This window comes from Roseivirga echinicomitans (assembly GCF_001592935.1).
GTDB lineage: Bacteria > Bacteroidota > Bacteroidia > Cytophagales > Cyclobacteriaceae > Roseivirga > Roseivirga echinicomitans.
In genome coordinates, this window is the sequence record NZ_LRDB01000001.1 from 691902 (window position 1) to 715903 (window position 24002).

Consider the following 24002-nt stretch of genomic DNA (forward strand, 5'->3'; position numbering starts at 1 on the left):
CCTTTCTGTTTATAGGATAAAATGGTGAGAATCAATTTACTGAGAAGGGATTTCTATTACCTTTGTGATCTTTGAAAAAAATGTGGTCTAAACTTCCTCATATCGTTCTGAAATACAGGCTCGGCCTGATGATTCTCTTGCTCCTTTTTACGGTGTTCATGGGCTATATGGCGCGTGATGTAAAAATGGCATTTAACTTCAATACTGCCGTTCCCGAAACAGACGAGAATTATAAGTATTTCCAAGATTTTAAAAAGAACTTCGGTGAGGATGGAAATATCTTGGTGCTTGGGGTGAAGGACAGCAGTCTTTATGAGCTCGACAACTTCCTCAAGTATGAGGCGCTAAACAAAAAATTACAAAACGTAGAAGGAATCACCAACGTGATTTCGTTGGCTACGCTTCAGAATATTACCAAAAATCAAGACAATCGGAGTTTTGAACTTTCCCCTTTAATCAAGCAAAGCCCTACCTCACAGGTGGAGTTAGACTCCTTGATGGCCGTGGCCTTAAACCTAAAGTTTTACAGCGGTCAGTTGATGAATGTTAAGAATGGCGCTACGTTGATTCTGATCACGATGGACAGGGAGGTGCTCAATTCTAAACTTCGGAACGATGTTGTGGCCGAGATCCAAGGGATTGGAAAGCAGTTTACTTTGGACTCTGGAATCGAGCTTCATTATTCGGGAATGCCGTTTGTGCGGACCATCATGCAAGAAATGACGGCCAGAGAGCTCAAGTTGTTCATTGTGCTATCCATTGCTATAACGGCCCTTATTCTCTTCCTATTCTTCAGGTCATGGACAGCGGTGGTTTTTCCACTCATTGTCATTGGAGTAGTGGTGACATGGGTAATGGGAACCCTCGGAATTCTTCAGTATAACATCAATGTACTTACGGGTTTAATACCATCAATTATTATTGTTATTGGTATTCCCAATTCGATTTACCTACTGAATAAATACCATCAGGACTTTGCCAAGCATGGCAATAAAATGAAGGCGCTTAGCCTGATGATCAGAAAAATTGGCTTGGTAACTTTCATTACCAACTTCACCACCGCCATTGGTTTCTTGGTTTTGGTGACAACAGACATCACCCTCTTGAAGGAGTTCGGTTTAGTGGCTGGAATCAACATCTTGGCCACTTTTGTGGTGAGTATGGTGCTTATCCCTGGCATCTTCTCCTACCTACCAGCCCCTAAGCCAGCACAGCTGAAGCACCTTGATTTTAAAATGACTGGGCGTATGCTCACTTTGCTCGACTTGCTAGTGCACAGACACCGTTACCGTGTTTTCATAATCACTTTTGTGGTAGTTGGAGTGTCGCTTTATGGAGTTTCGAAACTTTATTCGGTGGCTTACATGGTGGATGATATTCCAGAAGAATCTAAGCTTAAGCAAGACCTTTACTTTTTTGAAGAGAACTTCAATGGAGTAATGCCGCTTGAAATTATTATTGATTTCGGAAAGCCGAGATCATCGCTCAATGCTAGGAACCTACGTAAGGTAGAGCGTTTGGAAATAGGCCTAGATTCTATCGACTTCGTTTCACAACCTATTTCCATTGTGAGTTTCGCAAAGGCCATTCGACAAGCGTATTATAATGGTGATGCCAACCGATACAGTCTTCCGAGCCCAAGTGATAGGAATGCAATCCTGAATTATTTGAGCAATCAGAAGGATAATGATGGGCTGCTGAACAGCTTTGTAGATACCACAGGTCAGGTGTTAAGAGTTTCTCTAAAAATATGGGACTTGGGCTCTGTTAAGATGGATTCGCTGATTACCCAAGTAGTGGAGCCAAGAATTGAGGAAGTGTTTGGGGATGATGATGAGGTCCATACCAGCGTAACGGGATCGACCTTATTGTTTGTAAAAGGCAATAAATTCTTGATCGAAAACCTTCAAATGTCACTGCTACTGGCTTTCGCAATTATTGCAATTATCATGGCAATCCTCTTTGCTAACTTGCGAATGATTATCATTTCTATGGTGCCCAACTTAATTCCATTGGTGCTTACCGCAGGAATCATGGGCTTTTTTGGAATTCCATTAAAGCCGAGTACTGCCCTAATTTTCAGTATTGCCTTTGGTATTTCAGTAGATGATTCTATTCACTTCTTGGCCAAGTACCGTCAAGAGTTGTTTGCGAATAAGTTCTTTGTGCCTATCGCCATCAGTAACAGTATAAAAGAAACGGGGTCTAGTATGCTCTATACTTCCATCGTGTTGTTCTTCGGTTTTGTAATTTTCGTGTTCTCCGATTTTGGAGGAACTGTAGCTTTAGGTTTACTAACCTCGCTTACTTTGCTTTTTGCAATGCTGACCAACCTCACTGTATTGCCAGCACTATTGATGGTTTTTGATAGCGGTAAACGAAATTTGAACTCTCACCCTCTCATTGAGCATTATGAGTTCTATATTGAAGACGAAGACGAAGAAATTGATACTCAAAGTTTATTGATTAAGAGTAACGACCCGTTTGTTGGTTCAACGGACAAAGAGAATAAAGATTCCTAAAAGCCATTTTCGGCTTAGCCCATAAAACAAGGAGTAAAGTGAAAAAGTACAACGAATACAAAAACCCGAATTATGCCGAAATAGGAGAGCAAATGCTCCAGTTCTGGAAAGAGAACGGCATATTCGAAAAGTCAGTAGACACCAGAGAAGGGCAACCTTCTTTTACCTTTTATGAGGGGCCTCCATCTGCGAATGGAACGCCTGGTATTCACCACGTAATGGCGCGAACGGTGAAGGATATTTTCTGCCGTTACAAAACGCAAAAAGGCTTTCAGGTAAAAAGAAAAGGCGGTTGGGATACCCACGGTCTTCCTGTTGAACTTCAGGTAGAAAAGGAATTAGGCATTACCAAAGAAGACATCGGCAAAAAGATTTCGGTTGAAGAATACAACCAGAAATGTCGTGAGGCGGTAATGAAATTCAAAGATGAGTGGGATGATCTTACCGAGAAAATGGGCTATTGGGTAGATTTAGAAAACCCATACATCACTTTCGAAACCAATTATATTGAAACGCTTTGGTCGCTTTTAAAACGACTTTACGATAAAGACCTTATTTATAAAGGCTACACCATTCAGCCTTATTCTCCTGCAGCAGGTACTGGTCTTAGTTCGCACGAACTGAACCAACCAGGCACTTATCAAGATGTGAAAGACACATCGATGACGGCCATGTTTAAGGTAGAAGGTACTGAAAACGACTTCTTCTTGGCCTGGACAACAACGCCTTGGACATTGCCTGCCAACAACGGTTTGGCCGTTGGCGCTGGTATTGAATACGTAAAGGTGAAGACCTTCAACCAATATACTTTTGAGCCAATCAATGTGATTTTGGCGAAAGATAGAGTGTCGTCATTCTTCAGTGAAAAGGCGAAAGAAATTAAGCTCGAAGACTATAAAGCGGGCGATAAGGTTATTCCTTATGAAGTGGTTGAAAGCTTCAAAGGCCGTGACATCGCTGGCAAGAGCTACGAGCAATTGATGCCTTACATTCCGTTGGAAAAACCAGCTTTCACTATAGTGATCGCTGATTTTGTGACTACGGAAGATGGTACAGGTATCGTGCATATTTCAAAAACATTTGGCGCAGACGATTACCGTGTTTCGGTAATGAATGACATGCCGGGCGTTTTTGTAAAAGACGAAGAAGGCAAAGATGTCCCTATTGTGGACAAGCAAGGAAAGTACGTGAAAGAGATCACGGATTTTGCTGGCATGTACGTGAAGAACGAATACTATTCCGATGCCGACCGTCCTGAAAAGTCCCTCGATGTTTTGATTTCGATCAGGCTCAAAGAAGAAAACAGGGCCTTTAAAGTAGAAAAATACGAACACTCTTATCCGCATTGTTGGAGAACCGATAAGCCGATTTTATACTATCCATTGGATTCTTGGTTCATCAAAACCACGGCTTATAAAGATCAACTCGTAGCACTGAACAAGACTATTAACTGGAAACCCGCTTCAACGGGTGAAGGGCGCTTTGGTAACTGGTTAGAAAACCTAGTGGATTGGAACTTGAGTCGTTCGCGCTATTGGGGAACTCCATTGCCAATTTGGGTGTCAGAAGATAAAAAAGAACAGATCTGTATCGGCTCATTGGCCGAATTGAAAGCGGAAGTAGAGAAATCAATTGCTGCTGGTTTTATGACCGAAAGCATTGGCGAAGGCTTCGATTTACACCGCCCTTATGTGGATGATGTGTACTTGGTGAGTGAAACAGGTCAGAAAATGATCAGAGAAGCTGACCTTATTGATGTTTGGTTCGATTCGGGTGCCATGCCTTATGCGCAGTGGCATTATCCGTTTGAGAACAAAGAAATTTTCGAATCGAATTTCCCAGCAGACTTTATTGCAGAAGGCGTAGACCAAACCCGTGGTTGGTTCTTTACGCTTCATGCTTTAGCAGTAATGCTCGAAGGCAAAGTGGCTTTCAAAAATGTAATTGCCAACGGTTTGGTGCTTGACAAGAACGGCAATAAAATGTCGAAGCGATTGGGCAATGCCGTGAACCCGTTTGAAACCATCAATAATTTTGGCCCAGATGCCACACGTTGGTACATGATTTCAAATGCCAACCCTTGGGACAACCTCAAATTCAATATTGAAGGCGTAGGCGAAGTGCAGAGAAGGTTCTTCGGAACGCTTCAAAACACCTATGCTTTCTTTGCGCTTTATGCCAATTTAGATGGTTTCACTTTCGAGGATGCTGAAATTCCTTTGAACGAAAGACCAGAAAGTGACCGTTGGATCTTATCTCGATTGAACAGTTTAATCAAAGAAGTAGACCAATCTTATAACGATTACGAACCAACCCGCGCTTCACGTGCGATCATGGATTTTGTGACCGATGAAGTAAGTAACTGGTACGTGCGCTTGAACAGAAAACGTTTCTGGAAAGGCGATTACGATCAAGGTAAAAAAGCGGCTTACCAAACTTTGTACACTTGCTTGATGAGTGTGGCGAAATTGGCGGCTCCGGTTGCTCCATTCTACATGGATCGTTTATATCAGGATTTGAATGCGGTGTCTGGAAAGGAAACTTTCGAATCGGTACACCTTTCTGATTTCCCTGTGGCTGATGAAGCTTGCATTAATGCGGACTTAGAGGCTCAAATGATTTTGGCGCAAACCATTTCTTCGTTGACGCATTCTATTCGTAAGAAGGAAAAAATCAAAGTGCGTCAGCCTTTAACCAAAGTGATGGTGCCGGTGTTAGACGAAAAAACCAAGCAATACATTGAGGCGGTTCAAGACTTGATCATGACCGAAGTCAATGTAAAGGCGGTAGAATATATTGATGATGCTTCGGGCATTTTAGTAAAGAAAGTAAAACCGAACTTCCGCACCTTGGGTAAAAAATTCGGTCCTCAAATGAAAATGGTGGCTGCTGCCATTGGCCAATGGACAAAGACCGAAATTGCCGAAATTGAAAAGAACGGATCGATAAATATTTTGCTGGAAGGCGAACCTGCTTCACTTTTGTTGGAAGATGTAGAAATCTCTAGCGAAGATATTCCGGGCTGGTCAGTGGCTTCTGAAGGCAAGGTAACTGTGGCGCTAGACATCTTGATTACAGATGAACTTCGTGCCGAGGGTATTGCCCGTGATTTCGTGAACCGAATTCAGAATTTGCGCAAAGACATGGGACTTGATGTTCAGGACAAGATCAACATTCAAGTGGCCAAGAACGAAGCTTTGATCAACGAGGCTTTGGCAGCTAACGCGAACTACGTTTGTGAAGAAACGCAGGCATTGAGCTTGACCACAGTGGACTCGCTTTCAGAGGCGCAAACTGTTGAAATTGACGAGTGGACGCTTGAAGTGAAAATAGCAGTGGGCTAATGACTGCACAGTTCAGGCACTATAAATACTTTCTCCTCACTTTGGCGGTAATCGCCATAGACCAGACGGTGAAACTTCTGGTACATTTTAAAATGGTCTTCGGCCAAAGTGGGGAAATTAAAGTCTTTGGTGACTGGTTCAAACTGCACTATATATTAAACGAAGGCATGGCTTTTGGCCTTCGCTTTGGCTCTGAATGGGGAAAGTTAGGGCTTACCGCTTTCCGAATGGTCGCGATGACTTTCATTGCCATTTACCTTTACAAACTGGCCAAGAAGAATCTAAAACCTGGTTTACTCTGGACGATCGCACTCATTTTAGGGGGCGCTATGGGCAATGTAATCGACAGTATTTTTTACGGAGTTTACTTAAATAACGCACCTTACGATGCCGTTACACCTTGGTTTCATGGCAAAGTGGTAGATATGTTTTACCTCGATGTTTGGGAGGGATATATTGCAGATTGGGTTCCTCTTTGGGGTGGCAAATACATAGCGCTTTGGCCAATTTTCAACGTGGCCGATGTTTGCATTTTCTTGGGTATCGCCCTACTCCTTATTTTTCAAAAACGGTTTTTTAATCGTCCTGCAACCATCCAAAAGGAGATCACTATTGAATAGACAGTTATTGTCCTTATTATAGTCACGCCTCACTTAATCACTTAACTTTTTTTAATAGTAAATAAATGTAGAATCATTTATTATATTAATTATAATTTATACATTTAACTAATCGAATAGTTTTAATAATCAAATATGACAAACCGACTTCTAAAACTCAGTATTTGGGCAGTGCTATTGCTCGTCCTTCCATTATCGTCATTTGCTTTTCAAGAGCTTGAAAAGGATCCGTCTGTTAAGATAGGAAAGCTGGAAAATGGCTTCACTTATTATTTAAGACAGAATGCCAAACCTGAAAATCGTGTTGAATTTAGATTGGCCGTAAATGCGGGGTCAATTTTAGAAGATGACGACCAGCAAGGGTTGGCTCATTTTACGGAACATATGCTGTTCAACGGCACAAAAAACTTCGAGAAAAATGAATTGATCAGTTTTCTTCAGAAAATGGGTCTTGAGTTCGGTGGCGACTTGAACGCCTATACTAGTTTTGACGAAACGGTATACTTTCTACCCATTCCAACAGAAGACAAAGAGAATATAGATAAAGCCTTGACGGTATTGAGTGACTGGGCGCACAATGCTACTTTCGACAACACTGAAATAGATAAAGAAAGAGGTGTTGTCATGGAAGAGTGGAGGCTTGGCCGAGGTGCAGCGCAAAGAATGAGAGAAGAAACTTGGCCAGTGGTGCTTCAAGGGTCTAGGTATGCCGAGCGACTGCCGATTGGCAAGGAGACCGTATTAGAGAACTTTAAATATGAGGCGGCCAAGAGGTTTTATGCAGATTGGTACCGACCAGATTTAATGGCAATTATTGCTGTTGGTGATTTTGATCCTGCCGAAATGGAAGTGAAAATCAAAGAATATTTTGGTGCTATTAAGAACCCTAAAAAGCCAAAGGAGAGAAAATATTATGATTTACCTCCGTTTAAAGGAACCCGTATTGCCGTGGCAACAGATGACGAAGCCACTGGAAGTTCAATTGCCGTGGGCTTTATTACACCAGGAACTCATAAGCCAGAAAATACGCTAGATGATTTCAGGAAAAGTATTTTGAGTGGTTTATATGGTCAAATGATCAATCAAAGATTAAGAGAAAAAATTCAATCAGAAAACCCACCTTACTTATTCAGCTTTAGTGGATATGGAGCTTCATTAGGCAAGTACAAAAAGGAGTACAGCATTGTTATCAATGTAAAGGATGACATGTTCAAAGAAGGGCTTAAAGCTGCCATGGTGGAAAATGAGAGGGTGAGAAGATATGGTTTTACTGGTGGAGAGCTTGAAAGAGTAAAAGCGCTATACCTTAATGCATATGATAGAATGGCCAAGGAGGCAGATAAAGCCCAATCGGGTAGCCTTGTTAATACTTATGTTCAGCATTTCTTGAATGGAGGAACCTTGTTGAGCGAAAAGCAAATGTTGGATCTCATGAATCAGGTGCTCCCAACCATTAAAGTAGAAGAAATCAACGAGTTAGTGAAAGGCTGGATTACAGAGGACAACCAAACCATTGTCATCACGGCCAAAACAGATCAAGAAGCCAATATCCCGTCTGAAAACGAATTGAAAGCAATTATGACAGACGTGCGTACTGATCAATCGATTGAACCATATGCGGAAGAAAAACTAGCATCGGCTTTAATGACCTCTGCACCTAAAGCTGGAAAGATTACGAGCGAAACTACCAATGAAGCTACGGGTATTACCACACTTATTTTATCAAATGGAGCTACAGTGTATTTGAAACCTACAGATTTCAAGAACGATGAAGTACGGATGAGTGCGTATAGCGAAGGTGGTGCTTCTCTTTATTCTGCTGATGAATTTATGAATGTTACCAATGCCAGTCAGATTGTGGGTGAATTGGGGCTTGGAGAATTTAGCCAAGTTGATTTAGGCAAATTTATGACAGGGAAAACCGCATCCGTAGGCGCAAGCATTGGTCAATACGAAGAGAGTATGTCTGGCTTTTCGAGCTTAAAAGATCTAGAGACATTTTTCCAAATGGTGCATTTAAAGTTTACCTCCGTTCGGAACGATGAACAAGCGTTTAAAAGCTGGGTCACCAGGATGAAGACACTTTATGCCAATTTTGGTTCTAGCCCAGACATAAAGTATCAAATAGAATCAATGAAGGTTATGTATGGAGATAACCCTTGGGCAAGAGGACTACCTTCTGCGGAGGAAATGGATCAAATTTCGCTGAAAAGAGTGACAGAGATTTATCAAGAGCGCTTTGCCGATGCCAGTGATTTCAATTTTGTATTCGTAGGGAATATAGATATGAAGGCCTTTAAGCCTTTGTTAGAGCAATACATAGCTAGCTTGCCAGCATCGAATAAAAAGGAATCTAGTAAAGATTTAAACCTACAGCCTTTACCAGGAGTAATCACCCAAAACGTGTATGCTGGAGTAGACGACAAAAGTGTGGTTACCATTACTTTGAGTGGAGACTATGAGTATACTTTAGAAAACAATGGGCTCATGAGTACTGCCGCCAGTGTTTTGACCAATAAAATGATTGAAACACTAAGGGAAGAATTGGGTGGAGTTTATGGTGTTAATGCTCAGGCTTCACTGAGTAATACTCCAACAGAACGCTTCACTTTTACGATTTCATTTCCTTGTAAACCTGATAATGCCGAGGCCTTAGCAGAAGCGGCCATGAAGGAATTGGAGAAACTCAAAAATGGTGAATTTACAGATGAAGACATGCAGAAAGTGATTACTGCACGTATGCAGAATTATGATGAGCAAATTAAAACAAACGCCTATTGGCAGGGTATGATAAAAAGCTATTCAAAATCTGGAGATGGTTTTGAAGAAATCTTAAATTCAAATGAACGGGCTAAGGCTATTACAAAAGAACAGGTGGTTGGGGCTGTAAATCAGTATTTAACAGGCGAGAATATTATTCGAATCATTAAGCTTCCTGATGGGTATAAAGGTGATGCAAACCTGAAACAGGAGATCAAGAAAAATTAAAGAATCTGAAGTTGAATAGAAGGGGCCGGCATAATGTCGGCCTTTTCGCTTTTAAAAAAGAAGACTTGCTCCAGAATAATGTTACACTTTGATCTTACTGCCCGCTAATACTGAAAGACTCTATATTACCATTTACATTTTCAAAAGTGACCAGTTTTTTGCCTCCATCAAATACTTTAAAAGTCAGATAGGTTCCGTCTATGGGAAGTTGAATTTCTTGACTGAGCTTCCATTCCTTGTCTTGCTTCTCAAAAACGAGAATCGTATTGAATAGCGTTCTGTTGCTGTCCTTTTTTGATTGTTGAGGAATTAACATATAAAGTTTTCCTTCCAATAACTGAGCATCCTGAACAAATACACGGCCAGTGGCGCGCATCTTAATATTTCCGTTGCCGCTTATTTTTACTCCGCTTTTACGCTCCTGTGCTAACATGTCACTGAATATTTTGAGTACGCTCAAGTCCTGTGAATGGAGTAGGTTTCCAGCTAGGTCGAATGTTTGGATCAGAGGCTGGTTCTCTCCATAAATACTATAAATAACTTTCCCATCGGATAATATATGACTCCCCATCGTAACAGCTTTGGCCATTTCACCCATCCCCGATTCTTCTTTTTCATGGGTTAAGCTGTATTGGTGAACAGTAACCAAAGGCTCCATTAGATCAGAGTAATAGAGCTTGTCTTCAATCAGAAGGGTTTTATGATGCGTCACAACTTTCTTGAAAGGCAAACTCTCTTTGACTTCTCCTGTAAACCTGTTGAAGGGTAAGATTTTTTGAGCCAAATCAAAAACTAGAATATTGCTGTCTCCCTCAATGAGCAATTGCTGAGGCTGACTCAGTTCTTTTGGGCCAGGGCCCTCTTTTCCATAACTATCGACATAATTAAGGTTTTGATCCGTTGCGAACACTTTGAATAAACCAATGTCAAGAAAATAAAAGAGCTTATCGTCAATTACGATGTCACTAATCTTTGCGATGAATTGGCCATTACTGAATTCATTAATAGACTTGATTTTCTGCGCGTCTATTTTTTGATTTTGCCCTTGACTGTTGAAGAAGCTGAAGAATAGGATGAGAGTGGAGGTGAATTTAACAATGTTCTTCATACAATTGAAAGTTGAATTTATAGAATATTCAACTTCAATATAGAGCTTATTCTTAATAAGAGGCTGTTAAAGCAACACTACATCATTCACGATAGGACTTCCGAATTCTTTGGCCAGCAAAACCAAAATCTTGTTTTTGGACATGTTGAGTTCGTGGCGTAACGGGGCAGAGGTGAGGTGAACGTAAAGTTTTTTGTCCTTAATATAAATCTTGCTGGTGCGTTTGGCAATGGCCACGCCCATTACTTGTTCCCAAGAATTGATCAGGTTGGTTTCGTGAAATTTCTGCTCAATGTTGAATGACTTCAACATATCTTTCACCGCATCACCAATGCTTTCAGGTTGACTCTTTCTAGAGGCTCTACTATTATATCTCTCGCTCACTTTTTCCCAATTCAGACATCAAAAGTACGGGTTCATCTGATCAGATTTGCCATAAATGTTAAATTAGTCAATATTTATATCAAATTCAGAATCATGTTCATTAGAAAGCTTTTTAAGATTGGGGACAAGTTGAAATGGCTCAGTTTGGAGCTTTTGGTAGTTTTCATTGGAGTGTACCTTGCTTTCCTATTTAATGCCTATAGCGAAAACAAAAAGATTTCCTCAGAAAATGAAAAGGTATTGACGAGTTTAAAAAAAGAAACTGAAGAATTCAGATTAAGCTTTCCTCTTCAGGCCCAAGGAATGTTAGCCAATGTACGAAAGTGGCAAGCGGCTTATGATTCTGGTAATGTGGTAGAATACTATGATTGGCGATTTTTGGAACCCCAATACAACGATCAGGTGATAGAATATGCCATTGCTTTAAAGGGTTCTGAGATTGTGGATTTCGAATTATATGAAGCGCTGCTACAACTCAATCGTGAAATCAAACAGCTAGAACATGCTGAAAAATTGATGACAGAAACCAGCAATAGGTTCAATAATATTCCTTCAGACTTAAGTCGTAATTCAGACCTTTATAAAGCATATAAGGCTCAAAACTTATTCCACTTTTATAAATTCATTAACTACAGCCGTGACCGATGGTCAAACTTGTTAGCGGTTAGCAAAAAATCGCAAACCGTTGTTGATTTGATCAATCAGCGGCTTTCTACAGAAAAAAGGTTGGCAATAGAAGTGGATATACTCAAAAGGTTTTATCCGGCACTAGATGGTGATACTACATTTATTAGGAAAATTTTCAAAGAGTCTTTCCCTGATTTTCCTGAGGATAAATTTGAATTCGAGCTACGAAAACTCATCATAAACGAATAAATCAGAAGCTATTTTATCGGCCAGAAGCTTTCCGTTATTGGTGAGCGTAATACAACCTTCTTCTACCTGAATCATGCCTTTATAGTCGATTCGCATAAGGTAATCTTCGTGCATTTTTAATAAATCAACTTTGTGTTTCTTTTGTAGCCACTCGGTATCACAACCCCATTTAGTTCTTAGGCTGGTAAGGATGTATTCGTTGATCTGATCTTCTTTGGTCAGAATGATTTTCTCGAAAGGAATTACCCCTTCGGCTATTCCCTTGATGTATTTGGCGTTGTTCGAAACATTGGCTTGCTTAAAATGCCCGTTAAATGAATGTGCCGAAGGGCCTATACCTAAATATTTTTCCTGTTTCCAGTAATTACCGTTGTGCTGCGATTCGTAACCAGGCTGGGCAAAATTTGAAATTTCGTATTGTTCAAAGCCGTAGCGGTCGAGTGTTTCGGTCAGTATCTCAAACTGTTGTGCAGCGTATTCTTCTTCTACATCCTTCATTTTACCTTTCGAAACCAAATGACCGAAGGCGGTTTTAGGTTCTATGGTCAGGCAATAGGAAGAAATGTGTTCGGGACGCATGTGGATTACTTTCATTAAATCCCGCTCCCAAATGTCATGGTTGTGATGAGGCAAGGCGTAAATCAAATCCACGCTGATGTTTTCAAAACCAGCCTCTCTGGCATTATAGAAACACATTTCTGCCTCTTGAGCCGTATGTTGGCGGTTCATCCATTTTAAATGCGGTTCATGAAAAGACTGAATTCCCATGCTCAATCGGTTGATACCAGCAGCATAAACAGATTTCAGTTGGTCAAAATCTAAGTCGTCTGGGTTAGCTTCGAGCGTAATTTCGGGATTGCTGGCCAGGCTGAAGGTGTGCTGAATCTGTTTCATGATTCTTTTCAGCTGATCTTCATTCATCAACGAAGGAGTACCCCCGCCAAAATAGATGGTATTTATGGCTTCACCATTCAAATAATCGGCTTGTATTTCTAGTTCTTTACAAATGGCATTCACCATGCTGTCCATTTGCCCAACAGATTGGGTAAAATGGAAATCGCAATAATGACAAGCCTTTTTGCAAAAGGGGATATGAATATATAATCCGGCCAAAGAATCGTTAATTTGAAGCTTAAATTCGCAGAATGCCCAAGATATACTTAAAGTATATTTATTGCTTATTCCTTTATGGTTTTTTATGCCTTTCTGTTCAGGCGCAGGAAAAGTATGTGCTAAGAATTGAGACTTCTGCGGAAGAACAATTGGTGCTTCGAAAATACAACTACCCAACAGAACATGTCGATTCTTTGCGCGCTGAAATGGCCGTTCGGCAGCTGATCAAGACGCTGCATTCCGATGGGTATCTGTTAGCGAGAACCGTTTCTCGCTCCAAAGTAAATAACGAGCTCAGGCTTCAAGTTTTAGTTGGAGGAAAGTTTACTTGGTTGAAGCTGTCTTCTGGCAATGTGGAGAATTCACTTTTGCGAAGGAGTGGGCACAAGCAGACGCAATTCGAAGAGAAGCCATTTCGGTTCAATCAAGTAGCGCGGATGGAAAAATCGCTTTTGTCTTTTGCAGAAAGAAATGGCTATCCCTTTGCAAGCTTAAAGTTAGATTCACTTCGAATAGAAGAAAACCAAATTGGCGCTTCGCTGAACCTAGATTTAGGGCCGCTGATTCTTTTCGACAGCCTTGATATTAAAAGTGATTTTGCCCTTAAGGCACGTTTTCTAGGAAACTATTTAGGGATTGTTCAGGGTAGCCCTTACGACCAAAGAAAGATTGATTATTTGGGGCAACGCTTACGCAACTTACCTTACCTCAGGCTAAGTGAGGCTTCCTCCTTAACGTTTCAGAATTCTGAAGCCACGGTACATTTAAAAGTTCAGAAAAGGCCAGTCAACCAGATTGATGGTATAATAGGATTCCTTCCTAATTCTAATAAGTCAAATGGACTTTTGATTACAGGTCAGGTAGATATTGATCTGCTGAACCCTTTTGGATCTGGGAAGAAGATTGGACTGCATTGGCAGAAATTGAGCGAAGAAACTCAGAACTTAAACCTGCTATATGCACACCCCAATGTTTTGGGGAGTCCGCTTAATTTTGATTTTGCTTTCGATTTTTTAAAGCAAGACACGCTTTTTACCAAACGAATATTTGACCTGAAAATTGGTTATAACCTTAGCGGAAATAGCTTTCTGAATGCCTTTTCAAGTAGTGAAGGCACTAACTTAATTGGGACCCCAAAAATCACAAACAATGAACTACCGGCTGTGGTAGATTTTGATTTAACCTCATACGGTTTGGGCTTTGATTGGAATAACTTTGATGATCCCTTTTTGATATCGAAGGGTACAGGACTAAGCCTTAGGGCTTCCACCGGAAACAAGAAAATTAGTCGGAATGTTGGCTTGCCCTCAGCCGTTTACCAGGGGGTTGACCTTAAAACACTTCAGTATACTTTTGACCTCAATTTTCAGAATTATTTAAGGCTGAAGAACAACTTTGTTTTGGTGAATAAATTGAGGGGAGGATTGAAAGCCAATGACCAGCTTTTTAGAAACGATGCCTTTAGGCTAGGAGGCCTTAAAACAATTAGGGGCTTTAACGAAAACTTCTTTTTTTCGACTAAATATGCATTAGCCACACTAGAAGGTAGGTTGTTATTTGATGAAAGTTCATATTTGTTACTGTTTTCGGACTTGGCCTATTTGCGAGGAGAATTTAAAACATCTCCGACATCAGATTGGGCTTTGGGTTTGGGGGCAGGTTTGAGTTTTGCTACTTCATCGGGCGTTTTTAATTTTATTTATGCCCTAGGAAGCTCGCAGAGCACTGGGCATTTTAATTTCAATCAATCTAAAATACACTTTGGTTATATCGCCAGATTTTAAGTGAATATGATCTACACACAATTGGTTAGGGCTGAAAGTAGAGATGCATTTATTGTTATTGCAATTATTTTGCTTTGTACCTATGCCGTGTCTAGGGCTGCTTTCCCAAAAGTGTTTTCGGGTATTGTTGCTCCAAATAAACTCTTTGGCTTTAGAGTGAGAGAGGATTTGGGAAGTAACTTAAGGCCATTCAGTTCAGAACACCTTTATTTCACGGCCTTAAGTTCTTTGTCATTGTCCTTTGTTGTCCTGTTCATAGCGAATGGCCTTTGGAGGGAAAACGGCTTACCAGAAATATTCATTGTCAATCATTTTGGAGTTGCCATTCTTCAATGGCTGGGTCTTTTTGTGGTACTTAATGTGCTGGTGTATGTTAAGTTTCTGTTGATTTTAAGTTTCGGATTGCTCTTTGATTTGCGCTCCATAATCGCTCGTCACTTTGTTGATATGGTGAATGCTACACTGGTTTTTTTTCTATTTGTGCTTCTATTTTTAGTTATAATAAGCTTCTCTTCTGTCGTGTTTCCAAAAAATCTCATTCAGCTTACATTGGCTGTATCTATTATCTTTTTCTATTATCGGGGGTTTTTAATCTATATGAGAATGCTCAACGACAGGCCTCATAGCAAGTTGTTTATATTTTCGTACATTTGCGCCACGGAACTGACCCCGCTCACAATTGGGTTGGTTCTAATAATAAACAGCCACATCTAGAAGAAGAAGTAGGGTATGTCTAATAGCACACAAGAGGATAGGCTTAAACAAGTAAAGAGCATCCTAGTATCTCAACCAAAGCCATCTGATGATAAATCACCTTATTACGTTTTAGCGAATAAGTATAACATCAAAATTGATTTCAGGCCTTTTATTCAGGTTGATCCAATCAATGTTAAGGATTTCAGAAAGCAGAAGGTAGATATACTTAAACATACAGCCGTTATTTTCACGAGCAGAAATGCCGTTGATCATTTTTTTAGGCTTTGTAAAGAACTTAAAGTTGAAGTGCCTGCCGACATGAAATATTTCTGTATTTCAGAGCAGACGGCTAATTACCTTCAAAAATATATTGTCGTTAGAAAAAGAAAGATTTTTACTGGATCACGAACGGCACAAGATTTAATTGAGATTCTTAAAAAGCACAAAAACGAAAAATACGTTTTTCCTTGCTCTAACATCCGTAAGGAAGACATTCCTGTCTTTTTAGAAGAGAGTAACTATCATTTCACAGAAGCCATTATATACGAGACCGTAGCAAGCGATCTATCGGATTTGGATGACGTTTTATATGATATTATCGCTTTTTATAGCCCTAGTGGAATAAACTCATTGTTTGTAAACTTCCCAGGATTTAAGCAGAACGACACGAGAATAGCTGTTTTTGGCCCAACAACCGCCCAAGCTGCAAAAGATGCTGGTCTGATTAGTGACATTGAAGCTCCTTTGCCCAATGCTCCTTCTATGACTGGTGCTCTTGAGCTCTACATAAAAAAGGCAAATAACTTAGATTGATTTATATCAACGCTAAGGGAAGAATCCACTTATCTTGTAATATATTCGACTCGAGTGAATAATTCGGCTAAATTTGTCGTTACGAGATTATGAATAGAACTTTTAGTTTTTCATTGGTTCTTCTACTGGTTGTCACCTTTCAGGCAAAAGCTCAGCAAGATGCTCAGTTTACCCAGTACATGTTCAATCAGTTGTATTACAACCCGGCCTTTGCGGGGCCTTCTGATGGAGCAACTTTAACTGCGATCCACAGATCACAATGGTTTGGCTATGATGGTACAGTAAATCAAGGAGGAGCCCCAAGCACACAATTGATCAGTTACAACTCAAGCTTACCTCAGATAAGGGCTGGGTTTGGGATATATTTGAGTAACGACAAATTAGGCCCCACCAACAACTTACAAGTACAAACAGCACTATCTAGAAACTTGAATTTACCTAATGGGGGAATACTTACCGTAGGATTAAATTTAGGTCTCTTTTCAAACTCTATTGATTATGATAAGGTAGTGGTGGTAGACCCCTCTGATCCAATTTTTAACGCTGCGGGAAAAGAAGGGCAAATTCGACCCGATTTAGGACTGGGGGTCCTCTATAGAAAAGGAGGTTTTTTTGGTGGTTTGAGTTCAAATCACTTATTTCAACCGAGATTTGACTTTGGAGAAAGCCAAGTTTCCAACCAATTGAATAGACATTTCTATTTGACAGCGGGTTATGATTATTCATTTACCCCTCAAATAACTATCACACCATCTGTTTTACTAAAATCTGTAAGTTTGAATACTTATAACGTAGAAGTGAGCGTTATTGGCGAGTACAATAACAATCTCAGGGCTGGTTTGGCTTATAGACAATCAGAGTCGGCCTCCCTAATAGTTGGGTACAAAATATTAAGTGATCGTTCGTTAACGCTGGCTTATGCCTTTGATTTTGTTGTAGGAAATCAAAGTAGCAAGAAACCGACATCACAGGAGTTAATGTTAATCTATAATTTTAAGTCTTCTCCAAGAATTGGAGGGCAGAGAATTATAAGAACTCCTAGGTTTAGGTACTAAGTGAACGGTTTACCTAAGTTAAGATTTTGATAATTTTCAGCCATAGACTGGATTAATGAATAGAAAACACTATTTTTCGCGCTTTATTTAATTGATTGGCAATAAGATAAACAAGCGGTCAGTTAAGTAAAAACAAGAATTAGCTATCAATGAGGAGAATATACGCTGGGTTTGCGATTTTAATGGTTGTCTCTGTATCTACTGGATGCTCTATGTTTAAGGGCTTCTTAGGAGGTGGAGGCTCGAGTAAGGTAGAACAAATGAATGCTAGTGGGCAGTTAATGGGAGTACCCGATCGAGAGGGGTGGATCCAAGAAACACCCTACGGAATGGTTCAGATTCCAGGGAGTACTTTTTTCATGGGGCAAGCCGATGAAGATGTTGCTGCATCTCAAATAAATTTCAACAGACAAATCACCGTCAGTTCATTTCTGATGGATTCAGAAGAAATTTCGAATAATGAGTATCGTCAGTTTTTGAACTTTATCGATACCATTTCCCAAGATCCTAACGAGCAGTACTGGACTCAGCAAGTAAAACAAGATGTTACTCCAAACCCAAATGTTTGGGATACTGAGTTTGCCTATCATATGGGTGATAAAATGACCCAATACTACTTTAGTCATCAAGCATTTGATAACTATCCAGTAGTAGGTATTAGCTGGGAGTCTGCAGCAAAATTTGCTGAGTGGAGAACTGAGCACTTTAACATCGGACGTGAGGATGATTACTTTGGCACAGGTGGTGGTGGTCTTTTCGGAGGTAGAAAGAATAAGAACGCAGATCCTGCTGATGTTCAAGGTTTAGGTGGCGGCCCAGGTCAATTGGGAGCACAGCCTCAAGTGAATCAAGGGCAAGGAAATCAAACCAATACTACTTTTAAAAGCACACTTCCTGTTGAAGCGCGTTACCCTAATTTCAGACTTCCAACCGAAGCAGAATGGGAATATGCTGCTCGAGGAGGACGTGAAATCATTAAGTACCCTTGGGGTGGGCCATATACTAAGAATAAAAGCGGTTGCTTCTTGGCCAACTTTAAACCTGGTCGTGGCAACTATGATGATGATGGGTACGCATATACTTCTCCAGTTAATTCGTTCCTTCCAAATTCATTCAACTTATATAACATGGCAGGTAATGTTGCCGAGTGGTGTCTAGATGATTTTTCACCTATATACAATCCTTTGGTTTGGGATTTGAATCCCCTATTCCTTTATAAAGAAAATGAAACAAGCAATCCGCACTATGGTAAGAAAGTAGTAAGGGGTGGGGCTTGGAATGATATATCTTATTACCTGCAAACAGGAACACGAACTTACGAATACAGAGATGTAGAATCTGCTAGTATTGGTTTCAGATGTGCGATGGATTACTTAGGCCGTTCAGGCGATGACTTCGGAACCAATTATTAACCAAATTTAACCAAATAACTTCAACCTTATCCAGACACGTATGGCTAACAAATCATTTTCAGAGAAATTTTATAGCGACATAATGCCCAAAATATATGGGCTAGGAGCTGCAGTGGTAATTATAGGAGCCCTATTCAAATTAGAAGGCTGGGCGTTTGCCAGCGAAATGCTAATTGTGGGTTTGGGTACAGAAGCATTGATTTTTGCTTTTAGTGCTTTTGAACCAAAGTCAACAGATTACACACAAAAATTATATGAGGCCAACTCAATCGGAGCCGACTCCAGTGCTCAAAGTGGCAAGGACGAGGTAAGCCTTGGTAAAATTTTGAAAGAAGCTGCAGTAAGTAAGGAAAGTCTCAAACAATTTGGTGAAGGAATGACCGCCCTAGCTGCCAATGCGAAAGGTATGTCAGATATGTCTAATGCTGTTTCGGCCACAAATACTTATGCTGATAGTGCGAAGAAAGCATCTGAAAGCTTAGGTAAAATTAATCAAAGCACAACAGCGACAGCCACAGCAATGGCGCAAATGGCCGAATCTGCAAAAGGAGCTGGAGAAATTCAGGCTCAATTGAAAACTTCGGTAGGTTCTTACCAAACACAGCTTCAAAATGCAGCAACTCAGCTAGACGCTTTGAACAAAGTTTACAAAGAAGAATTGAACGATTCACAGTCGCACGTGAAAGCAATTAAAACCTTCTATGCAAATATTGATACTGCCTTAGCAGGAGTGTCTGCTGCAACAAAAGAAGCAGAAGAATTTAAAGCTCAAATGGGCAAGCTAAATACCAATGTGAATTCACTTAACAAAGTGTATGGCGCAATGTTGTCAGCAATGAAATCATCAAATTAAACTGATCTATTATGGCAGGAGGTAAAGAAACCCCAAGGCAGAAGATGATTGGTATGATGTATCTCGTACTGACAGCTCTTTTGGCCTTACAGATTAAAGACGAAGTTCTCGAAAAGTTTGTATTGATGGAAGCAGGCTTGGAAACTTCAAACCAAGTGTATGCAACAAGTAATGCACAAGTTTTAACGAGTATTGACAAGGCAGCTAGAGATCAAGGAAGTAAAGATACTGATGTAGCGGTGGTGAATGCTGCAAAAGAAGTTCGCCAAAAGACCACGGATATTGTGCAGTACCTAGCTGAGATCAAGGAAGAGGTTGGCTTGGCAACGGCCGGAAACGATAAGGATGCGGTTTATAAGCGAAGCACTTTAAAGAAATATGAAGAGCCCTCCAATTATCTTGTGGAGCAGAAGAAAGCCGATGAGATGAAAGTTCGTTTAGATACCTATAATGACGAGATGAAATCAGTTTTATCTCAAATTGGTATCAACAAAAATTGGTCATCATTGGCGCTAGATGCTAGCGAAATAGATTTCTATAAGGATAATACAGAGGTGAAAGGGAAAGACTTTGCAAACCTCAACTTTTACAAAACACCTTTGGCTGCGGTTTTAGCACAACTGACCTTCTATGAGAACCAAATTTACGCCCGTGAATCGGAAGCATTAGGTTTACTAGGCGGTAGAGTTGGAGCAACAGCCGTAAAAGGATTTGACCAAATTACAGGTACTGTTTTACCCGTTTCAAACGTGGTTACTGCAGGTACTGAATTTGAAGCTGAACTTTTCTTAACTGCTTCCAACTCAGCACTAGAGCCTACTATGACTTATAATGGGTCAAAACTAACAGTTGAAAACGGAAGGGGTAAAATCAAGTTCAGAGCATCTGCAAATAACTATGTAGATAACATTTCTAAGCAGAAATTTGAAGCAGAAATTACATACAACGATGGGGGAGAGATTAAGACCATTCCTATCGTACATGAGTTTATGGTAGCTGAGCCAGTAATTCAGTTTGAATCAGAGGCCATTCAAAACCTTTATCAGAACTCTGCTAACGTTTTACAAGTGAATGTTCCTTCTTTAGGGCCTGCTTACAGCCCTAGTTTTACAGTGCAAGGCGCAGAACAACGTGAAGGTTCCAAAAGGGGAGAGTTAGTAGTAATTCCAACAATAGGCACTAGAAATGTGGTTATTGGCGTTAGTAGTGGAGGAGCCAAAATTGGTGATAAGACTTTTACTGTAAAGTCTATACCAAGACCTAGGTTTGTGGTTAAAGTTGACGATAAAGTCTATAATGCTGAAAAGGGTTACAGTGGTATTCCAAATAAAGTAAGCTTAGTATTAGAGCCTGATCCAGATTTTCTGAAGAACTACCCTGATGACGCTCGATTCTTTGTATCAAAGGGTAAGATAATTTTGATTAAGAATAATCGTGAGAGTGGTACTATTAATATAACCGCAGCACAAACTGATTTCGAATTGACGGCATTTAAATCTAACATGAGGGCTGGTGATAGGATTAGGGTTATTGTAGAAGAATATACGCGCTTGAACTTTGCCAATAAGAATGAAGTGGTGAAGTATAGCGATGCACAAGAAATAAATATTAATTAATTAATTATGAGAACTCTCTCAGCAATTTGTTTTTTACTCTTAGTGAGTGCCAGTAGTTTTGGTCAGGCCAATTCTAATGGAGCCGCACCGATTGATAGTGTACAAAACTCAAGAAGGTATAATATTAATTCTGTTAGGCCAATCCGAAATGAGGATGTAATGTTCAGCATTAGGGTATGGTCAAAAATGGATATGAGAGAGAAGTCTAATGAAGGTTGGAATTCCAGTCATTCTAAAATTGTTGAGATCATTTTCGAAGGCATAGACCTGTGGTATAACTCTGCTGAAGGAGAAGGAATTGCTCCTTATAATCCTTTAACGCAAGGTTATGAAGCTTCAGATTTACTCTCTGATAGAAATGCATATACGGACAGGGTGATCATTGATGGAACCAAGGGTGAAGATGCTACTTTGGATGAAGTAGAGCGCTGGAGAACTGAAGCCATTACTCGTGGGGTAGAGCCTGAGCAATACGTACAACAGAAAAGGCAAGAAAAACTGGCCCCTGACAGCATTCCAAAGGGCCAAATTGCCATGTTGGAAATTGAGGAAGATTTGATGTTTGACAGAAATAGATCTCTGCCGATTTGGGACATTCAGTCTGTAAAGGTAGTGGCGCAATCGGATATCGCTGGTGGTATTGAAAAGGAAATGGTAAGAATCAAATACAAAGACTTGGTTGCCTATTTAGATAAGGTTTATAGTGAAAGCTTTGCCAATAAGGAGTCCAATGTAAGGGCATTTTGGTTTAACCCCCGTAACCCTCGAAACTATGGGATTAGCTTGAGTAATGCGTTTGATATGCGATTGTTTAGTTCCAATATCATCAAGTTCTCAAACCCAAGTGATGTGGCCATGGAGCAATTCTTTGAATCTCAAATTGGAGCAGGAAAGAGAAGTTTGATGGAAATTTCAAGGGATTTCAGGTATCAGCTATTAGAAACAATGCATAACCTTTGGGAATACTAAAAAAGGTTAGAAGTAATTATAAATGAGGAAGGAGGCTTATGCCTCCTTTTTTTGTTGGAAAAAAATCTGAATACGCCTTGCCCGACTCTCTCCGGCTATCGCAGACAGTTCTTCGAAACTCGCCTTTTCGATTCCACTCATGGTGCGAAACTCTTTGAGCAACTTGTCCACAGTAAATCTTCCAATCCCTTTCACATTCTCAAGCTCAAAGTTGAAACTATTTTTGCTTCGTAAATCACGATGGAACGTGATGGCAAAGCGGTGGGCTTCATCTCTCAGTTTTTGGATCAACCTCAACGACTCTGACTTTTTATCAATGTGGAGCGGGAATGAATCCTCTGGAAAATAGATTTCCTCTAGCCTTTTGGCAATTCCAATAATGGGGATTTGTCCATAAATACCCAAGGTTTTCAAGGCTTCGCAAGAAGCACTTAGTTGGCCCTTGCCTCCATCGATTACGATGAGCTTTGGCAATGGCTGATTTTCTTCCAGCAAACGCTTATATCGCCTGCCTACAACTTCTGTCATTGAAGCAAAATCATCTGGGCCAACCACTGTTTTGATTTTGAAATGGCGGTAGTCTTTTTTCGATGGACGTCCCATTTTGAAACACACCATTGAGGCAACAGGGTTGGTTCCTTGAATGTTTGAGTTATCAAAGCATTCGATATGGACGGGCAATTCCTTCAATTGAAGGTCTTTTTGCAGCTGCTTTAAGACCCTGTTTCCTTTGTCCTTTACATTGTCCAACGACTGGTATTTTTCTTTTTTCGCGAACAGTGAATTCTTCAATGAAAGTTCTACCAATTTGCGCTTGTCTCCAATTTGCGGAACAACGGGTTGGAATGTGTCAGAACCTAAATCCAATTCCTTATTGGTCAATATTTCCTTAGTGATGCTCTGGTAACGATCTCGCATATCGACCAATAGGAGCGACAGAATTTCTTCGTCTGTTTCGTTGAGCTTTTTCTTAATCTCATTTGTTTTTGACAGGTTGATCATTCCATTTTTAATGCGGATGTAATTGACAAAGGCGTATTTTTCATCAGAAACAATCGTGAACACATCTACGTCCGTAAGTTTTGGACTTACTATGATGGACTTGGAATGGAAGTCATCTACCAACTCCAGCTTTTCTTTAAACTCTTGTGCCTTTTCAAACTGTAATTGCTCAGCCGCTTCGTGCATTCGTTCTTTGAAGTAACTTTTAGGTAGCCCCAAGTTTCCTTTCAAAATGTTCAATGCCTGATCAACATCTTTGAGGTAATCTTCTTCGCTTTGAAAAGCTTCGCAGGGTCCCTGACAATTGCCCAAGTGGTATTCTAAGCATACTTTGAACTTCCCCTTCGCGATATTCTCTTTAGATAAGTCGTAGCGGCAAGTACGCAAAGTGAACAAGCTATTGATCAGTTTGAGTACATTGTTCATGGCCCTTACATTGGTGAAAGGCCCGAAATATCTACCGAGGGATGGAATCAGTTTACGCGTACTGTAAACCCTAGGAAAGCGTTCATTGGAAACACAGAGGTAAGGAAATGTCTTATCATCCTTCAGTAGAATGTTGTACTTAGGCTGGTTCTGCTTAATCAGGTTATTTTCTAGCAACAGTGCATCAAACTCGGAATTGACGAGCACAATTTCGATGCTTACAATTTCGCTAACCATACGACTGGTCTTCTTACTGTGCTGTGCTGATTTATTGAAATAACTCGACACCCTCTTTTTTAGAGATTTTGCCTTCCCCACATAGATGAGCGTATCCTCAGCATTGTAATACCGATAGACGCCCGGGTTGTCGGGTAATTTTAAAATTTCTTGGGGTGAAAAGCGGGTCGCCTCCATTGACCTG

The 24002-nt window shown here is 40.3% G+C and carries 17 protein-coding genes; 13 read left to right on the forward strand and 4 right to left on the reverse strand.

From position 1 onward, the window contains the following. Positions 1-80: 80 nt before the first annotated feature. From AWN68_RS02940 to AWN68_RS02955, 4 genes are all read left to right on the forward strand, one after another. On the forward strand, positions 81-2522 hold the full coding sequence (locus AWN68_RS02940) for an efflux RND transporter permease subunit (protein WP_068411191.1): 2442 nt from the start codon (positions 81-83) through the stop codon (positions 2520-2522). Between the two features lie 38 nt (positions 2523-2560). After that, positions 2561-5866 (forward strand): isoleucine--tRNA ligase, encoded by a 3306-nt coding sequence (gene ileS / locus AWN68_RS02945; protein WP_068411193.1) that lies wholly within the window; start codon positions 2561-2563, stop codon positions 5864-5866. Further along, positions 5866-6486, forward strand: coding sequence for a lipoprotein signal peptidase (locus tag AWN68_RS02950; protein WP_068411196.1), 621 nt, complete (start codon positions 5866-5868; stop codon positions 6484-6486). Before ileS ends, AWN68_RS02950 begins: the two co-directional genes overlap by 1 nt. 135 nt (positions 6487-6621) lie before the next feature. After that, complete coding sequence (locus AWN68_RS02955; RefSeq protein ID WP_068411199.1) at positions 6622-9474, forward strand: M16 family metallopeptidase; 2853 nt, start codon at positions 6622-6624, stop codon at positions 9472-9474. A gap of 94 nt (positions 9475-9568) precedes the next feature. Here AWN68_RS02955 and AWN68_RS02960 read toward each other — a convergent pair whose 3' ends face one another. Both AWN68_RS02960 and AWN68_RS02965 read right to left on the reverse strand, forming a co-directional pair. Then, the gene (locus tag AWN68_RS02960) at positions 9569-10582 is read right to left on the reverse strand and encodes an NHL repeat-containing protein (protein WP_068411202.1); all 1014 of its coding nucleotides are present in this window, start codon (positions 10580-10582) and stop codon (positions 9569-9571) included. 66 nt (positions 10583-10648) lie between these two features. Continuing rightward, positions 10649-10966 carry a DUF721 domain-containing protein gene (locus tag AWN68_RS02965; protein WP_068411205.1) on the reverse strand — a complete coding sequence of 106 codons (318 nt, stop codon included), beginning with the start codon at positions 10964-10966 and terminating at the stop codon, positions 10649-10651. Positions 10967-11059: 93 nt separating this feature from the next. Between AWN68_RS02965 and AWN68_RS02970 the strand changes: the two genes are divergently transcribed. Continuing rightward, positions 11060-11842, forward strand: a complete 783-nt coding sequence (locus AWN68_RS02970) for a hypothetical protein (protein WP_068411208.1) — start codon at positions 11060-11062, stop codon at positions 11840-11842. On the opposite strand, the gene hemW is transcribed toward AWN68_RS02970, so the two are convergent. Next, entirely contained in the window at positions 11816-12955 is a 1140-nt protein-coding gene (gene hemW, locus AWN68_RS02975) for a radical SAM family heme chaperone HemW (protein WP_068411210.1), read from the reverse strand. The genes AWN68_RS02970 and hemW overlap by 27 nt on opposite strands. Positions 12956-12987: 32 nt before the next feature. On the opposite strand from hemW, the gene AWN68_RS02980 reads away from it, so the two are divergent. From AWN68_RS02980 to AWN68_RS03015, 8 genes are all read left to right on the forward strand, one after another. Then, positions 12988-14739 carry a BamA/TamA family outer membrane protein gene (locus tag AWN68_RS02980; RefSeq protein WP_068411213.1) on the forward strand — a complete coding sequence of 584 codons (1752 nt, stop codon included), beginning with the start codon at positions 12988-12990 and terminating at the stop codon, positions 14737-14739. 6 nt (positions 14740-14745) lie between these two features. After that, a complete protein-coding gene (locus tag AWN68_RS02985; protein ID WP_068411216.1) occupies positions 14746-15453 on the forward strand; it encodes a DUF4271 domain-containing protein in 708 nt (235 codons plus the stop codon). Between the two features lie 15 nt (positions 15454-15468). Then, the gene (locus tag AWN68_RS02990; protein ID WP_068411219.1) at positions 15469-16248 is read left to right on the forward strand and encodes a uroporphyrinogen-III synthase; all 780 of its coding nucleotides are present in this window, start codon (positions 15469-15471) and stop codon (positions 16246-16248) included. An 89-nt stretch (positions 16249-16337) separates the two neighbouring features. Then, positions 16338-17303, forward strand: a complete 966-nt coding sequence (locus AWN68_RS02995; RefSeq protein WP_068411221.1) for a PorP/SprF family type IX secretion system membrane protein — start codon at positions 16338-16340, stop codon at positions 17301-17303. Positions 17304-17452: 149 nt separating this feature from the next. Continuing rightward, on the forward strand, positions 17453-18715 hold the full coding sequence (locus tag AWN68_RS03000) for an SUMF1/EgtB/PvdO family nonheme iron enzyme (protein WP_157716049.1): 1263 nt from the start codon (positions 17453-17455) through the stop codon (positions 18713-18715). Between the two features lie 82 nt (positions 18716-18797). Continuing rightward, positions 18798-19568 carry a type IX secretion system motor protein PorL/GldL gene (gene porL, locus AWN68_RS03005; protein WP_245657924.1) on the forward strand — a complete coding sequence of 257 codons (771 nt, stop codon included), beginning with the start codon at positions 18798-18800 and terminating at the stop codon, positions 19566-19568. A gap of 11 nt (positions 19569-19579) precedes the next feature. Beyond that, on the forward strand, positions 19580-21184 hold the full coding sequence (gene porM, locus AWN68_RS03010) for a type IX secretion system motor protein PorM/GldM (protein WP_068411224.1): 1605 nt from the start codon (positions 19580-19582) through the stop codon (positions 21182-21184). Between the two features lie 6 nt (positions 21185-21190). Beyond that, complete coding sequence (locus AWN68_RS03015; protein ID WP_157716050.1) at positions 21191-22153, forward strand: hypothetical protein; 963 nt, start codon at positions 21191-21193, stop codon at positions 22151-22153. A 36-nt stretch (positions 22154-22189) separates the two neighbouring features. Here AWN68_RS03015 and uvrC read toward each other — a convergent pair whose 3' ends face one another. After that, entirely contained in the window at positions 22190-23995 is a 1806-nt protein-coding gene (gene uvrC / locus AWN68_RS03020; RefSeq protein WP_068411228.1) for an excinuclease ABC subunit UvrC, read from the reverse strand. Positions 23996-24002 lie beyond the last annotated feature (7 nt).

What these genes read in the sequence shown, in the direction of transcription:
- AWN68_RS02940 (WP_068411191.1), top strand. Translation starts at nt 81, where the DNA reads ATGTGGTCTAAACTTCCTCATATCGTTCTGAAATACAGGCTCGGCCTG.
- AWN68_RS02950 (WP_068411196.1), top strand. Translation starts at nt 5,866, where the DNA reads ATGACTGCACAGTTCAGGCACTATAAATACTTTCTCCTCACTTTGGCG.
- AWN68_RS02955 (WP_068411199.1), top strand. Translation starts at nt 6,622, where the DNA reads ATGACAAACCGACTTCTAAAACTCAGTATTTGGGCAGTGCTATTGCTC.
- AWN68_RS02960 (WP_068411202.1), bottom strand. Translation starts at nt 10,582, where the DNA reads ATGAAGAACATTGTTAAATTCACCTCCACTCTCATCCTATTCTTCAGC.
- AWN68_RS02970 (WP_068411208.1), top strand. Translation starts at nt 11,060, where the DNA reads ATGTTCATTAGAAAGCTTTTTAAGATTGGGGACAAGTTGAAATGGCTC.
- AWN68_RS02980 (WP_068411213.1), top strand. Translation starts at nt 12,988, where the DNA reads ATGCCCAAGATATACTTAAAGTATATTTATTGCTTATTCCTTTATGGT.
- AWN68_RS02985 (WP_068411216.1), top strand. Translation starts at nt 14,746, where the DNA reads ATGATCTACACACAATTGGTTAGGGCTGAAAGTAGAGATGCATTTATT.
- AWN68_RS02990 (WP_068411219.1), top strand. Translation starts at nt 15,469, where the DNA reads ATGTCTAATAGCACACAAGAGGATAGGCTTAAACAAGTAAAGAGCATC.
- AWN68_RS02995 (WP_068411221.1), top strand. Translation starts at nt 16,338, where the DNA reads ATGAATAGAACTTTTAGTTTTTCATTGGTTCTTCTACTGGTTGTCACC.
- AWN68_RS03000 (WP_157716049.1), top strand. Translation starts at nt 17,453, where the DNA reads ATGAGGAGAATATACGCTGGGTTTGCGATTTTAATGGTTGTCTCTGTA.
- porL (WP_245657924.1), top strand. Translation starts at nt 18,798, where the DNA reads ATGCCCAAAATATATGGGCTAGGAGCTGCAGTGGTAATTATAGGAGCC.
- porM (WP_068411224.1), top strand. Translation starts at nt 19,580, where the DNA reads ATGGCAGGAGGTAAAGAAACCCCAAGGCAGAAGATGATTGGTATGATG.
- AWN68_RS03015 (WP_157716050.1), top strand. Translation starts at nt 21,191, where the DNA reads ATGAGAACTCTCTCAGCAATTTGTTTTTTACTCTTAGTGAGTGCCAGT.
- uvrC (WP_068411228.1), bottom strand. Translation starts at nt 23,995, where the DNA reads ATGGAGGCGACCCGCTTTTCACCCCAAGAAATTTTAAAATTACCCGAC.